Source organism: Aeromonas sp. s2 (assembly GCF_040907935.1).
Classification (GTDB): domain Bacteria; phylum Pseudomonadota; class Gammaproteobacteria; order Enterobacterales; family Aeromonadaceae; genus Aeromonas; species Aeromonas dhakensis.
In genome coordinates this window covers 1-13,293 of the sequence record NZ_JBFOCR010000014.1, presented here as the reverse complement: position 1 = coordinate 13,293, position 13,293 = coordinate 1, and the positions used below count along the sequence as shown (strand labels likewise).

Sequence of the window (13,293 nt, the reverse complement as noted above, 5' to 3'; positions counted from 1 at the left end):
TGCGGGGCATTTTTATGGGGCCAGCGTGGGCCAGGTTCAGATGGAAGTATCGAGCGGCTCGAAGCCCTTGACCAGATCGTCGATGGCCTTCATCTGCTTGAGGAAGCCTTCCAGCTTCTCCAGCGGCAACGCGCTCGGGCCGTCGCAACGAGCCACCTTGGGGTCCGGGTGGGATTCGATGAACAGACCGGCCAGACCGACCGCCATGCCGGCACGGGCCAGCTCGGCCACCTGCTCGCGACGACCGCCGGAGGCGGCGCCCATGGGGTCACGGCACTGCAGGGAGTGGGTCACGTCGAAGATGACCGGGTAGCCGCCGGTGCTCTTCTTCATCACCCCCAGCCCCAGCATGTCCACCACCAGGTTGTCATAACCGAAGTTGACGCCGCGCTCGCACAGGATCAGACGGTCGTTGCCGCACTCCTCGAACTTGTCGGTGATGTTCTTCATCTGGCTTGGGCTGAGGAACTGCGGCTTCTTGATGTTGATGACGTTGCCGGTGCGGGCCATGGCCTCCACCAGATCGGTCTGGCGCGCCAGGAAGGCGGGCAGCTGGATGACGTCGACCACCTCGGCCACCGGTTTGGCCTGATGGGGCTCGTGCAGATCAGAGATCACCGGCATGCCGAAGGTCGCTTTCAGCTCCTGGAAGATCTTCATCCCCTCTTCCAGACCCGGACCGCGGTAGGAGTGGATGGAGGAGCGGTTGGCCTTGTCCCAGCTCGCCTTGAACACGAACGGGATACCCAGTTTGGAGGTCACTTCCACGTACTTCTCGCACACGGCCATCGCCATGTCGCGCGATTCCAGCACGTTCATGCCACCGAACAACACGAACGGTTTGTCGTTGGCGACGTCGATGCCATTGACCTTGATATTCTTCTGTTCCATCTCAGGCTTCCTTAGGTAAAAGGGCTTGCAGGGCTTGAATCCACATCCGGCCGCACTGCCCAGGGCAGCATGGCCTCGATACTCGTCTGTTGCATCTCCCAGGCCTTGCATGCAGCGGCATGGGACTCTCAATTCGGCCAGGGCCTCGCATGCAGCGAGGCCGTTGCCCGCCCCTCAGTGGAGGGGCTTGGGGCTCAGATCCAGGGCGGCCAGCTGGGCTTTCAGCACGTCGGCCACCGGATCGTCCGGGCACTGTTCAATAAAGTACTCAAAATCGTCGGCGGCGAAGCGCGGGCAGTCGAGCTGCTCGTAGATGAAGCCGCGATCCCGCGTCTCCAGCGGGTCACCGGGCTTCATCCGCAGCAGCAGTTCGCTGCAGCGCAGCGCCTCGGTCATCCGGTCTTCCCGCAGCAGGGCGCCCTTGCTCACGTTGAGCAGCCGCTCGATGATCTCCCACTGACCGGCAGGTTGCAGGTGATCCGAGCTGAGGGTGGCCAGGTTGCCGAGGGCCCCGCGCAGCAGCAGCTCGATGTGGTGCAGGCTCAGCTCGTCGCCGGTGAAGGGGTCTACATAAACCTCTCCCTCGCTGCCGGCGAAGCTCACCAGGAAGTGCCCGGGGAAGCAGATCCCCTCCACATCCAGCCCAAGCTTGCGCCCCAGCTGAATGATGAGGATGCCAAGGCTGACCGGAATGCCCTGCTTGCGGGCCAGAACCTGAGCCAGATCGCAGTTAGCCACCGAGAAGTAGTCCTGCCAGTCGCCGTGAAACCCTAAGGTCTGGTAGAAGCCCTGCAGCAGCTGGCGGCGCACCTGGTCGCAATCCCCCTCCTCGATGGCCTCGTCCAGCCAAGCGTCGAGGCGGGCCAGCTCCGCCGTCCCGCGGCCGCTGATGCCATGGATCTCGTCGCTCACCGACAGCGCCAGCTCGGCGATGTCATGGGCTTCGAAATCGGTCCATTCGTCTACGCGTATCATCGTCATCATCCTTAACCGAACAGGCTGGCCTGCTTGTAGACGGCCAGCTTGGCGATGAAGAAGAGCCAGCCGAGGGCTCCCAGAAACGCAAACCAGCGGATGCCGTTACTGCGGGCCAGGCGCAGTGCCATCATGGCCAGAAAAGCCACCACCAGGATGGCGGTCAGCTTCTCGCTGAGCCAGGGGGTGGCGTTGTTGAGCGGATTGAGATCCAGCACCATGCACAGCAGCACGCCGGAGAGCACCACCAGGCCGTTGAGCCAGCCGCTCAACCGAAGGGTACGGGCGCTGGCGGCGCGGCTCGAGCCGGTCTGCAGCCAATAGAAGCGCAACATGAACATCAGCACGGCCAGGCCAATCAGCAGCAGGTGCAGATGTTTGATAGCAAAATACATAACGTGTCCTTGAACAGAGGCAGGCCCGGCCCGCCCGTCATCATCACTGAGCCAGCCGCCCCAGGGTCACCCGCTCGTTATCGCCGTAATCGCGCACGGTTTCCACCTGAAGGTAGCCCTGTTGCAGCAGGAGTTGACGCACCGCCTCCCCCTGCTGCCAGCCATGCTCCAGCAACAGCCAGCCGCCCGGCAGCAGATGGGCCGGCGCGCCCGCCACGATCAGCCGGATATCCGCCAGCCCCTGCTCGTCCGCCACCAGGGCGGAGCGGGGCTCGAAGCGCACGTCCCCCTCGTCGAGGTGCGGATCTGCCCCGTCGATGTAGGGCGGGTTGGAGACGATCATCGCAAAGCGCGGCGCCTGGCTTGGCGAGGGCTCGACCAGCGGTTCGAACCAGCTGCCGTCGCGCACCTCGATGGGCAGACCAAGGGCGGCGCTGTTGGCACGGGCCAGGGCTGCCGCTGCCGGCATTCTGTCTACCGCCCATACATCGGCATCCGGTCGCTCCGACTTGAGCGCCAGTGCGATGGCGCCGGTGCCGGTGCCCAGATCCAGCACGGCGCAGGGGCCTGCTGGCAGCCGCGCCAGCGCCTGCTCGACCAGCACCTCGGTGTCGGGGCGCGGGATCAGGGTGGCGGGGCTCACCTTGAGCGGCAGCGACCAGAACTCCCGCTCGCCAATCAGGTGGGCGATGGGTTCGCCATAGAGACGGCGTTCGAGCCAGCCCTGCAGGGTCGCCTGCTGGGCGGCATTTAGCTCGCGCTCCGGCCAGGTCATCAGGTAGCTGCGCCGGCACTCCAGCAGATGGCAGAGCAACGCATCGGCATCGGCGCGGGGGGATTCCCCCCCTGCCAGGGTCGCCATGATGTGGGCGCGAGCCTGCTGGATCTGCATCAGTTGCTCTCGGCCAGGGAGGCGAGCTGATCGGCCTGGTACTCCTGGATCATCGGGTTGATGACGCAGTCCAGGTCCCCTTCCATGATCTCGCCGAGGCGGTAGAGGGTGAGGTTGATGCGGTGCTCGGAGAGGCGCCCCTGCGGGTAGTTGTAGGTGCGGATACGCTCGGAGCGATCCCCCGACCCTACCAGGTTGCGGCGGGTGCTCTGCTCGGCGGCGCGGTGGCGCTCATCCTCGGCCGCCTGCAGACGGGCGGAGAGTACCGACATCGCCTTGGCGCGGTTCTTGTGCTGGGAGCGCTCGTCCTGACACTCCACCACCAGGCCGGTGGGCAGGTGGGTGATGCGGATGGCGGAGTCGGTCTTGTTGACGTGCTGGCCACCGGCCCCGGAGGCGCGGAAGGTGTCGATCTTCAGATCCGAGGGGTTGATCTCGATCTGCTCGGCTTCCGGCACTTCCGGCAGCACGGCGACGGTACAGGCGGAGGTGTGCACCCGGCCCTGGGATTCGGTTTCCGGCACCCGCTGTACCCGGTGACCACCGGATTCAAACTTGAGGCGGCCGTAGACGTGCTCGCCCTCCACCTTGGCGATCACCTCCTTGTAGCCGCCATGCTCGCCGTCGTTGCAGCTGACGATGGAGACGCGCCAGCCCTGGCGCTCGGCGTAGCGCGAATACATGCGAAACAGATCGCCCGCAAAGATCGCCGCCTCGTCACCACCGGCGCCGGCGCGGATCTCCAGATAGCAGTTGTTGTCATCCTTGGGGTCGCGCGGCAACAGCATTACCTGCAGCGCCTGCTGCTGCTCCTCGAAGGTCGCCTTGGCCAGCGGCAGCTCCTCCTGCGCCATCTCGCGCAGGTCGGCATCCTCCTCTTCCAGCATCTGGCGGGTGGCGTCCAGGTTCTCTTCGGCCTGGCGGAATTGCTGGAAAGCGTGAACGATATCTTCCAGCTGGGCATATTCCCGGGTCAGGGCGCGATAGCGATCCTGATCCGCGGCCACGTCCGGCTCGCCGAGCATGGCCTGTACTTCTTCGTGGCGCTCGATGAGGCCTTCCAGCTTTCTGATCAGTGACGGGTTCATAAATCTTGTGTTCTCGATGGAGGACGGGACGACCGGGTGATCGCCCCCAAACTATGACTCTTGTGACAACCCCAACACCTGGCGCAACTGGGCCAGCTGGTGGTGATCCCCCTGGGCGGCGGCCTGGCGCAGGGCCTGGGTCGGTGCGTGGATCAACTTGTTGGTGAGGCGGTGGGCCAGCGCCTTGAGCGCCTGCTCGGCAGGCTCGCCCTGCTGCAGAGCCAGCAGGGCGCGCTGCAGCTCTTCATCGGCCACCTGCTGGGACTGGTGGCGGTAATCGCGGATGAGATCCACCGAGTGGAGGCTGCGATACCAGCCCATGAAGTCATCGCGCTCTTCCTGCACGATGAGCTCAGCCTCGGCGGCGGCCCGTTTGCGGGTCTCGAGGTTCTGCTCGATGATGCCCTGCAGGTCGTCCACCGTGTAGAGATAGGCGTCCGAGAGCTCGTCCACCTCCGCCTCGATGTCGCGGGGCACGGCGATGTCCACCAGGAACATGGGCCTGAAGCGGCGAGCCTTGAGCGCCCGCTCCACCATGCCCTTGCCGATGATGGGCAAGGGGCTCGCGGTGGAGCTGATGACGATGTCCGCCTCGTGCAGGTAATCGGGGATCTCTTCGAGCGTCATCACCTGGGCGCCGAACTCCTCGGCCAACAGCTGGGCCCGCTGCAGGGTGCGGTTGGCCACCATCATCTGGGTGACGTTCTGCTCGCGCAGGTGGCGGGCCACCAGTTCGATGGTCTCGCCGGCGCCGACCAGCAGCACCTTGGTCTGGGAGAGATCGGAGAAGATCCGCCGCCCCAGGCTCACCGCGGCAAAGGCCACCGACACGGCGCTGGCGCCGATCTCGGTATCGGTGCGCACCCGCTTGGCCACCGAGAAGGATTTCTGGAACAAACGCTCCAGCGCCCCCTTCACCGCCTCGGATTGCTGGGCATGGGCATAGGATTGCTTGATCTGCCCCAGGATCTGCGGCTCTCCCAGCACCAGGGAGTCGAGCCCGCAGGCCACCCGCATCAAATGGCGGACCGCCTCCTCGTCCTGATGCCGATAGATGGCGGAGACCACCTCGGCCGCATCCAGGTCGTGAAACCGCTGCAGCCACTGCAACACCTGCTCGCCCTGCCCCTGCTCCAGGCTGCAGTAAAGCTCGGTGCGGTTGCAGGTCGAGACGATCACCGCCTCGCTTACACCGGGTTGGGCGACCAGCTCACGCAAGGCGCGATCGATGCAGTCCGGGCCGAAGGCGACCCGCTCCCGCAAGGCGACACTGGCGGTGTTGTGGTTGATTCCGAGGGCAAGCAAACTCATGAGTGGGCGTGGATCGTATCTGTGCGCAGGGAGTAAAGGCTGCCAATTGTACGAGAAAGGGTAAGTCTTTAAAAGCGATACGGCCCCCCCGTATACTGTGCCAAATCACCTTTTCCGGAGCATGACCTTGTTGTTGCGTCTTTTCACCCTTGGCTGCCTGCTGTTGCTGGCCGGTTGCGCCACTACCCAACCCCAGCGCGATCAGGTCAACTGGCAGCAGGAGCGTACCCGGCTCGAGCAACTGACCCATTGGCAGCTGTCTGGCAAGATGGCCATCATCACCGCCCAGCAGAAGGGCAGCGCCCGGGTCAACTGGCAGCAGGATGGCGACGACTATCGCCTCAACCTCACCAGCCTGATCGGCACCCACATCCTGGAGCTCTCCCGCAGCAAGGGCGAGATCACCCTGATCGACAACGAGGGCAACCCGCACCAGAGCCAGGATGCCGAGGCGCTCGTCTATCAGCTCACCGGCTGGAACATTCCGGTGGCCGGACTGCCGGCGTGGATCAAGGGCTTGCCGGGCGAGGCCGAGTTCGAACTCAACCCCGACCGCAGTCTGGCCAGCGTGCGTGACGGTCAGTGGCAGATCGTCTATGGCGACTACCGGGATCAGGACGGCTATCGCCTGCCGCACCTGCTCACCATGACCGGCCAGGGCAGCCGCCTCAAGCTGCAGATCAACCAGTGGACCATCACCCGCTGATGGCGGCCATCGACAAGGACTCCCCCATGAGCGCCATGCGCTGGCCGGCTCCGGCCAAACTCAATCTCTTTTTGCACGTCAACAGCCGTCGCCCGGACGGCTACCACGAGCTGCAGACCCTGTTCATCTTCCTCAACCACGGCGACTGGCTCGAGTTCGAGGTGATCCCGGCCAGCGACAGGCTCACCCTGAGCCCGGCCATTCCCGGCGTGCCCGATGAACAGAACCTCATCATCCGCGCCGCCCGCCTGCTGCAGGCAAAACTGCCGAGCCCACAGGGCGCGCATATCCGGCTGGAAAAAGTCTTACCCATGGGCGGCGGCATCGGCGGTGGTTCATCGGACGCCGCCACCACGTTAGTGGCCCTCAACCACCTCTGGCAGGCCGGCCTGAGCGAAGACGAGCTGGCCGAGCTCGGCGTGCAGCTGGGCGCCGACGTGCCGGTGTTCGTGCGCGGCAAGGCCGCCTTTGCCGAGGGGGTCGGTGAGCGGCTGCAGCCGGTCGAGTTGCCGAGCGCCTGGTATCTGGTGCTCAAGCCCGATTGCCATGTAGCGACCGCCGCCGTGTTCCAGGATCCGGACCTGCCCAGAGATACCCCGAAAATGGCATTGCACAATCTGCTGGAAGGGGAGTGGAAAAACGATTGCGAATTGCTGGTGAAAAAGCGCCACCCCGAGGTTGCCAATGCGCTCGGCTGGTTGCTAGAATACGCGCCGTCAAGAATGACGGGCACAGGAGCCTGCGTCTTTGCTCAGTTTGAAGACGAAGTGGCTGCTCGGGAAGTGTTGGCAAAAGTGCCGAGAGAGTGGGATGGATTTGTCGCCAAGGGCGAGAACATATCACCACTCTTCGCTACATTGCAACAAGTCAGTGATTGGGGTATCGCCAAGCGGTAAGGCAGCGGGTTTTGATCTCGCCATTCCTAGGTTCGAATCCTAGTACCCCAGCCATCTCCTGAACATCGAACAGGGTATATCGATTCACCTGCCGCAGCAGTCTTGCCGGGAGTGCACACTCCCCCTCGCCGGTTGCAGCACCCATCGTTACCCTGTCGTCTTCGGGAAGGTCACTGGTCATCATGGATGACGGGGGGTCGACCAGCACGACGCTCAACCGGCTTGCCGCATGTAACGTGGGCACCTGACCTGAAAGCAGCCTATAGTGGTCTGACCCGTCAACTTGATAAATCGTTTGCCCCCAAACGATAAGGGTCTAATCAGACTCCCCACATACTGGATGCAACCCCGAGGTTTCAAACCGTGCCTGACATGAAGCTGTTTGCTGGTAACGCAACGCCGGAACTAGCCCAGAAGATCGCAGATCGCCTGTTTATCAAACTCGGCAATGCTGCCGTAGGTCGCTTTAGCGACGGCGAGATCAGCGTACAGATCAACGAGAATGTACGTGGTGGCGATATCTTCATCATTCAATCCACCTGTGCCCCGACCAACGACAATTTGATGGAATTGATCGTGATGGTGGATGCTCTGCGTCGTGCTTCAGCTGGCCGTATCACTGCCGTAATTCCCTACTTTGGCTATGCCCGTCAGGACCGCCGCGTCCGCTCCGCCCGTGTTCCCATCACCGCCAAGGTCGTCGCCGACTTCCTCTCCAGCGTCGGTGTGGATCGCGTGCTGACCGTTGACCTGCATGCCGAGCAAATCCAGGGCTTCTTCGACGTCCCGGTCGACAACGTGTTCGGCAGCCCGGTGCTGCTGGAAGACATGAAGTCCAAGAACCTCGAATCCCCCGTGGTCGTGTCGCCGGACATCGGCGGCGTGGTACGTGCCCGTGCCATCGCCAAGCTGCTGGACGATACCGACATCGCCATCATCGACAAGCGTCGTCCCCGCCCGAACGTCTCCCAGGTCATGCACCTGATCGGTGACGTGGCCGGCCGCGACTGCATCATCGTCGACGACATGATCGACACCGGCGGCACCCTGTGCAAAGCCGCAGAAGCCCTGAAAGAGCGCGGCGCCAAGCGTGTATTCGCCTACGCCACTCACCCGGTCTTCTCCGGTTCCGCCGTGGAGAACATCAAGAACTCCGTGATCGACGAGCTGATCATCACCGACTCCATCCCGCTCACCGCGGAGATGAAGGCGGTCGACAAGGTCAAGCAGCTGACGCTCTCTTCCGTGCTGGCCGAAGCCATTCGCCGCATCAGCAACGAAGAGTCCATCTCTGCCATGTTTGAGCATTGATAGACCCTGTTGTGACAAAAACCGCCAGCTGGCGGTTTTTGTCTTTCTAGTCCCAGTTACACCCGGTATTGCCCTGCCCCGTCGCAGATTAAGGATTGTTCCATGAATCGCTTGCGCCCGCTGCTGCTCCTCGCCTTCTGCAGCTTCCTGTTCGCCTGTCAGCCCAACAATGAAAACCAGCCTTTCGTGCTGACTCTGGCTCATATGAACGACACCCACTCCCAGTTTGACCCGGTCAACGCCGATCTGAAGGGGCCTCTCTTTGGCGAGCAGGGGGAAACCGACACCCTCTACACCCGCTTCGGCGGCTATCCGCGCCTGCTCACCATGGCGAAATCCTTCCAGGCCGACGCGCTGGCCAAGAACCAGCCGCTCCTGCTGCTGCACGGCGGCGATGCCTGGCAGGGCAGCGGCTACTTCAAGCTCAACGAGGGGATGGCCAACGCCGAGCTGCTGAGCCAGTTCGGCCTCGACGCCATGGCGCTGGGCAACCACGAATTCGATCTCGACAACCAGAAGCTGGCCCGCTTCATCAAGGGGGTCAACTTCCCGGTGCTGGCCGCCAACCTGGATACCCGCGACGACCCGGATCTGCGCCACGCCGCCAACCTCAAGCCGTTCGTCATCTACGCCTTCGACGGCAACCAGAAGAGCCCGGTCACCGACATCAACAACCTGCCCCAGGGCAAGCAGCTGGTCGCCGTGATGGGGCTGGTGCTGGAGGACATGGCCAACATCTCCCCCAACGTCGGCAAGCTGCGGTTCGGCAATGAAGTCACCTCGGCCCAGGCCACGGTGGATCTGCTGCGCCAGCACGGCATCGACCACATAGTGGCGCTCACCCACATCGGCAACCAGCGGGATCTGGCGCTGGCGGCCAAGGTGAACGGCATCGACGCCATCGTCGGCGGTCACTCCCACAGCCTGCTCGGCGATTTTCGCAACATCGGCTGGGGCAACACCGGCGAGTACGCGGCGCTTGTCACCAACCCGGACGGGGTCGGCATGACCTGCGTGGTACAGGCCGGCTCCTATGCCCAGGCCATCGGGCTGGCCCGGGTCAGTTTCGACGCCCAGGGCAGGGTCATCGCCTGTCAGGGTCAGAACCAGCTGCTGGCCAGCCGCGACTTCTTCGCCGATCCCGCCCGCAAGCAGGCACTGGATGAGACCCGCAGCAAGCAGGCCGGCAAGTTCATCGACGCTCAGCCCAACCTGGTGACCGTGGATGAAGACCCGCGCCTGCGCGGCATCATCGACAGCCACTACAAGCCCGCTCTGGAGCAGGCGTTCGGCCCCGTCATCGCCACCATCCCGGCCGCCCTGCAAAATGCCCGCCGCCCCGGCGACAACGGCAGCGACAGCCACGGCTCCGACGTCGCCCCCCTGGTGGCCGAAGGGCAGTACTACTGGGCCAATACCCCGGCGGTGCAGGCGCTGACCGGCGGTCCGGTCCACTTCGCCCTGCTGGCGGTGGGCGGCGTGCGCGCCGATCTGCCGGCCGGCGAGCTGCGCGAAGGGGATGCCGCGCTCACCCTGCTGCCGTTCAAGAACCAGCTCTCGGTGCTGACCCTGACCGGCGCCGACGTGCGCGCCCTCTTGACCGAGACCATCACCGCCACCCTGCCCGCCAGCGCCCACGCCGGCAAGTTCCCCTACGGCGGCCACCTGCGCTACACCTTCACCGAGACCACCCCGGGCAAGGGCGGCGCCCTGACCCAGTTGCAGTGGCAGAATGCCGACGGCCAGTGGCAGGATCTGGTGGACAGCCAGCGCTATCGGGTGGTGATGAATGCCTACAGCGCCAACGGCAACGATGGCTGGCAGGCGCTGGCCCGCGCCCAGGCGCAGCAAGCCGAGCGGCTGGATCTCGCCTGGCAGGATGGCAAGCTGACCGGCTTCCCGGTCGAGCGGGTGGAGCAGCGCGGCGATCAGCTCAGCGCCCGCTATGCCGCCGGCCATCAGCTTGACTGCAAGGCGAGCGGCGTGGATTGCGGCACCGACGCCGCCTCCTTCGTGCAATATGTACGCGAACAGCGCCCGACCCTGACCGCCCTGGACGAAGAGACGGTCACCCTGGTGCGTGCCGCGCAGTAACCCGGCCCCCGCCGGCAAGCCACAAAACGGGCCCCGCACTGGGGCCCGTTTTGCTGCCGTTGGCCACCGGTTCCCCGCTTTTCCCCGGCACTGGCCGAGCTTTGGTTGAGTGATCGCCAGTCGGCGGCTAGAATATTGCGTCCCATTGCCCTGGGCAGTCGGCCCATTGCAAGCAGCGAGTGAAGAAATCAAGCGTGACAAGCCAAATCAAACTGATCGTGGGGCTGGGCAATCCCGGCCCGGAATATGCCAAGACTCGCCACAACGCGGGCGCCTGGTATGTGGAGCAACTGGCACGCTGGCACAATGTCAGCCTGCGCGAAGAGCCCAAGTTCTTCGGCCACACCGCCCGCATCCAGGTAGATGGCCAGGATGTGCGCCTGCTCATCCCGAACACCTACATGAACCTCTCCGGCAAGGCGGTGGCCGCGCTGGCCCGCTTCTACCAGATCGAGCCGGAAGCCATGCTGGTGGCCCACGATGAGCTGGACCTGCCCCCCGGCATCGCCAAATTCAAGCAGGGCGGTGGGCACGGCGGCCACAACGGCCTCAAGGACATCATTGCCAAGATGGGCAACAACAACAATTTCTTCCGGCTGCGGCTGGGGATAGGTCACCCGGGCGCCAAGGAGCTGGTCGCCGGTTTCGTGCTGACCAAGGCGCCCAGCAGCGAGCAGAGCCTGATCGACGCCGCGCTGGACGAATCCCTGCGCGCCACCGACATTCTGTTCAAGCAGGACATGACCAAGGCCATGAACCGCCTGCACAGCTTCAAGGCCGAGAAAGTCTGAATAGAGATGCCTGACACGCGTCAGGCTCGCACAATATGACAGGGTCGCCCAAGAACCTGTCCACGCACTGTGACGAGAGGTCGTCAGCAAGGTGAAGCGCAGCGCAGGAACCGGAGCGTATAGTCATACGTGAGGATTCCGAGCAGCACATGAGCCTTGATCACGGCCTCGCAGTAAGAGCATGGACAGGTTCTGCGGCCCTCACACAGCATCCATCACGTAAGGTAACAATCCATGGGTTTTAAATGCGGTATCGTGGGCCTGCCCAATGTAGGCAAATCCACCCTGTTCAACGCGCTGACCAAGGCCGGCATCGAAGCCGCCAACTTCCCGTTCTGCACCATCGAGCCGAACACCGGCGTGGTACCGATGCCGGATCCCCGCCTCGACCAGCTGGCGGCCATCATCAATCCGCAGCGCGTTGTGCCGACCACCATGGAATTCGTGGACATCGCCGGCCTGGTGGCCGGTGCCTCCAAGGGCGAGGGCCTCGGCAACCAGTTCCTGGCCAACATCCGTGAAACCGAGGCCATCGGTCACGTGGTGCGCTGCTTCGAGGACGAGAACATCGTTCACGTGGCAGGCAAGGTCTCCCCGGCTGACGACATCGAGGTGATCAACACCGAGCTGGCCCTCTCCGATCTGGATGCCTGCGAGCGCGCCATCAACCGCCAGTCCAAGCGCGCCAAGGGCGGCGACAAGGATGCCAAGCTGGAAGTGGAAGTGCTGGAGAAGATCAAGGTGGCACTGGAAGACGGCCAGATGATCCGCGGCATGAAGCTGGACAAGGACGAGCTGGCCGCCGTCAGCCACCTCAACTTCCTGACCCTCAAGCCCACCATGTACATCGCCAACGTGGCGGAAGATGGCTTCGAGAACAACCCCTACCTGGATCAGGTGCGTGAAATCGCCGCCGCCGAGAACGCCGTCGTGGTGGTGGTCTGCTGCGCCATCGAAGCGGACATCGCCGAGCTGGATGACGAAGATCGCGCCGAGTTCATGGCGGATCTGGGCATCGAAGAGCCGGGCCTGAACCGGGTGATCCGCTCCGGTTACGAGCTGCTCAAGCTGCAGACCTACTTCACCGCCGGCGTGAAGGAAGTGCGTGCCTGGACCATTCCGGTGGGCGCCACCGCCCCGCAGGCCGCGGGCAAGATCCACACCGACTTCGAAAAAGGCTTTATTCGTGCCCAAACCATCGCCTTCGAAGACTTTATCGCCTACAAGGGTGAGCAAGGCGCCAAGGAAGCGGGCAAGATGCGCGCCGAAGGGAAGGATTACATCGTCAAGGATGGCGATATCATGAACTTCCTGTTCAACGTCTAATCCCATGAGAGGCCAGCATTTGCTGGCCTCTTTTTTTATCTGGCCCAAGCACCTATCTGCCGGATATGTCGTAAAAAAAACCAGATTGTTGGGCTTTTGCGCGACAGCGACCAATAACTCGCCAAACGCACTCAGATTCGTTTTTTCAGACAAAAAAAGGGTTGACGCCCCAGAGCCAGATACGCATAATTCGGCCCGCACAGTGACGAGGCAACGAGGCACTGGAAGCAAGGTTGGCTATGTAGCTCAGTTGGTTAGAGCATCGCACTCATAATGCGGGGGTCACAGGTTCGAATCCCGTCATAGCCACCATCTCTAGTTGGGGTATCGCCAAGCGGTAAGGCAGCGGGTTTTGATCTCGCCATTCCTAGGTTCGAATCCTAGTACCCCAGCCATTATTTCAGTTATCGGTATCAAGGTGCCGGTGACAGGTCAAGGGAAGCAGTGATGGGTGTTGAACTCGTCAATGTGTCCAGGTTCAAATCCTGGTATCCCGGCCATTGTTAAAAGATGTTTGATAGACTCTGTCAGACATTGCTGTTGGGGTATCGCCAAGCGGTAAGGCAGCGGGTTTTGATCTCGCCATCCCTAGGTTCGAATCCTAGTACCCCAGCCAT

At 63.1% G+C, this 13,293-nt stretch carries 12 protein-coding genes and 4 tRNA genes; 10 read left to right on the top strand and 6 right to left on the bottom strand.

The genetic code is table 11. The annotated features are described in order from the left end of the window. Nucleotides 1–36 precede the first annotated feature (36 nt). The 6 genes from kdsA to hemA form a co-directional block, all read right to left on the bottom strand. Nucleotides 37–891 carry a 3-deoxy-8-phosphooctulonate synthase gene (kdsA, locus tag AB5Y81_RS10950; RefSeq protein WP_005298479.1) on the bottom strand — a complete coding sequence of 285 codons (855 nt, stop codon included), beginning with the start codon at nucleotides 889–891 and terminating at the stop codon, nucleotides 37–39. Nucleotides 892–1,065: 174 nt separating this feature from the next. Continuing rightward, nucleotides 1,066–1,866 (bottom strand): SirB1 family protein, encoded by an 801-nt coding sequence (locus AB5Y81_RS10945; RefSeq protein WP_010633228.1) that lies wholly within the window; start codon nucleotides 1,864–1,866, stop codon nucleotides 1,066–1,068. Nucleotides 1,867–1,877: 11 nt separating this feature from the next. Beyond that, on the bottom strand, nucleotides 1,878–2,261 hold the full coding sequence (locus tag AB5Y81_RS10940) for a SirB2 family protein (protein ID WP_010633227.1): 384 nt from the start codon (nucleotides 2,259–2,261) through the stop codon (nucleotides 1,878–1,880). 43 nt (nucleotides 2,262–2,304) lie between these two features. Further along, nucleotides 2,305–3,153 carry a peptide chain release factor N(5)-glutamine methyltransferase gene (gene prmC / locus AB5Y81_RS10935; RefSeq protein WP_201885163.1) on the bottom strand — a complete coding sequence of 283 codons (849 nt, stop codon included), beginning with the start codon at nucleotides 3,151–3,153 and terminating at the stop codon, nucleotides 2,305–2,307. Then, complete coding sequence (prfA, locus tag AB5Y81_RS10930) at nucleotides 3,153–4,241, bottom strand: peptide chain release factor 1 (protein ID WP_201885162.1); 1,089 nt, start codon at nucleotides 4,239–4,241, stop codon at nucleotides 3,153–3,155. The genes prmC and prfA overlap by 1 nt, the downstream gene beginning before the upstream one ends. A 51-nt stretch (nucleotides 4,242–4,292) precedes the next feature. After that, a complete protein-coding gene (gene hemA, locus AB5Y81_RS10925; RefSeq protein ID WP_005298470.1) occupies nucleotides 4,293–5,552 on the bottom strand; it encodes a glutamyl-tRNA reductase in 1,260 nt (419 codons plus the stop codon). A gap of 121 nt (nucleotides 5,553–5,673) precedes the next feature. Here hemA and lolB point away from each other — a divergent pair, with 121 nt between their 5' ends. The 10 genes from lolB to AB5Y81_RS10875 all read left to right on the top strand — a co-directional run bounded on the left by lolB (nucleotide 5,674) and on the right by AB5Y81_RS10875 (nucleotide 13,292). Continuing rightward, nucleotides 5,674–6,258: a lipoprotein insertase outer membrane protein LolB gene (gene lolB, locus AB5Y81_RS10920; protein WP_010633224.1), complete on the top strand. Its 585-nt coding sequence runs from the start codon at nucleotides 5,674–5,676 to the stop codon at nucleotides 6,256–6,258. Nucleotides 6,259–6,284: 26 nt separating this feature from the next. Then, nucleotides 6,285–7,154, top strand: a complete 870-nt coding sequence (gene ispE, locus AB5Y81_RS10915; protein WP_201889469.1) for a 4-(cytidine 5'-diphospho)-2-C-methyl-D-erythritol kinase — start codon at nucleotides 6,285–6,287, stop codon at nucleotides 7,152–7,154. Then, nucleotides 7,134–7,208 (top strand) — tRNA-Gln (locus AB5Y81_RS10910). The genes ispE and AB5Y81_RS10910 overlap by 21 nt, the downstream gene beginning before the upstream one ends. Before the next feature lie 309 nt (nucleotides 7,209–7,517). Next, a complete protein-coding gene (locus AB5Y81_RS10905; protein WP_005298464.1) occupies nucleotides 7,518–8,465 on the top strand; it encodes a ribose-phosphate pyrophosphokinase in 948 nt (315 codons plus the stop codon). Between the two features lie 102 nt (nucleotides 8,466–8,567). Beyond that, a complete protein-coding gene (locus AB5Y81_RS10900; protein WP_201881689.1) occupies nucleotides 8,568–10,559 on the top strand; it encodes a bifunctional UDP-sugar hydrolase/5'-nucleotidase in 1,992 nt (663 codons plus the stop codon). A gap of 194 nt (nucleotides 10,560–10,753) precedes the next feature. Beyond that, nucleotides 10,754–11,350 carry an aminoacyl-tRNA hydrolase gene (pth, locus tag AB5Y81_RS10895; protein ID WP_017765021.1) on the top strand — a complete coding sequence of 199 codons (597 nt, stop codon included), beginning with the start codon at nucleotides 10,754–10,756 and terminating at the stop codon, nucleotides 11,348–11,350. Nucleotides 11,351–11,584: 234 nt separating this feature from the next. Next, nucleotides 11,585–12,676, top strand: a complete 1,092-nt coding sequence (gene ychF / locus AB5Y81_RS10890; RefSeq protein ID WP_005298458.1) for a redox-regulated ATPase YchF — start codon at nucleotides 11,585–11,587, stop codon at nucleotides 12,674–12,676. Nucleotides 12,677–12,911: 235 nt separating this feature from the next. Continuing rightward, nucleotides 12,912–12,988 (top strand) — tRNA-Met (locus AB5Y81_RS10885). An 8-nt stretch (nucleotides 12,989–12,996) separates the two neighbouring features. Beyond that, nucleotides 12,997–13,071, top strand: a tRNA-Gln gene (locus AB5Y81_RS10880). 146 nt (nucleotides 13,072–13,217) lie between these two features. Then, nucleotides 13,218–13,292, top strand: a tRNA-Gln gene (locus AB5Y81_RS10875). Nucleotide 13,293 lies beyond the last annotated feature (1 nt).

Bases quoted from the DNA above. Each gene is read 5' to 3' on its own strand.
- kdsA (WP_005298479.1), bottom strand. From the start codon at position 891: ATGGAACAGAAGAATATCAAGGTCAATGGCATCGACGTCGCCAACGAC.
- AB5Y81_RS10945 (WP_010633228.1), bottom strand. From the start codon at position 1,866: ATGATACGCGTAGACGAATGGACCGATTTCGAAGCCCATGACATCGCC.
- AB5Y81_RS10940 (WP_010633227.1), bottom strand. From the start codon at position 2,261: ATGTATTTTGCTATCAAACATCTGCACCTGCTGCTGATTGGCCTGGCC.
- prmC (WP_201885163.1), bottom strand. From the start codon at position 3,153: ATGCAGATCCAGCAGGCTCGCGCCCACATCATGGCGACCCTGGCAGGG.
- prfA (WP_201885162.1), bottom strand. From the start codon at position 4,241: ATGAACCCGTCACTGATCAGAAAGCTGGAAGGCCTCATCGAGCGCCAC.
- hemA (WP_005298470.1), bottom strand. From the start codon at position 5,552: ATGAGTTTGCTTGCCCTCGGAATCAACCACAACACCGCCAGTGTCGCC.
- lolB (WP_010633224.1), top strand. From the start codon at position 5,674: ATGACCTTGTTGTTGCGTCTTTTCACCCTTGGCTGCCTGCTGTTGCTG.
- ispE (WP_201889469.1), top strand. From the start codon at position 6,285: ATGAGCGCCATGCGCTGGCCGGCTCCGGCCAAACTCAATCTCTTTTTG.
- AB5Y81_RS10900 (WP_201881689.1), top strand. From the start codon at position 8,568: ATGAATCGCTTGCGCCCGCTGCTGCTCCTCGCCTTCTGCAGCTTCCTG.
- ychF (WP_005298458.1), top strand. From the start codon at position 11,585: ATGGGTTTTAAATGCGGTATCGTGGGCCTGCCCAATGTAGGCAAATCC.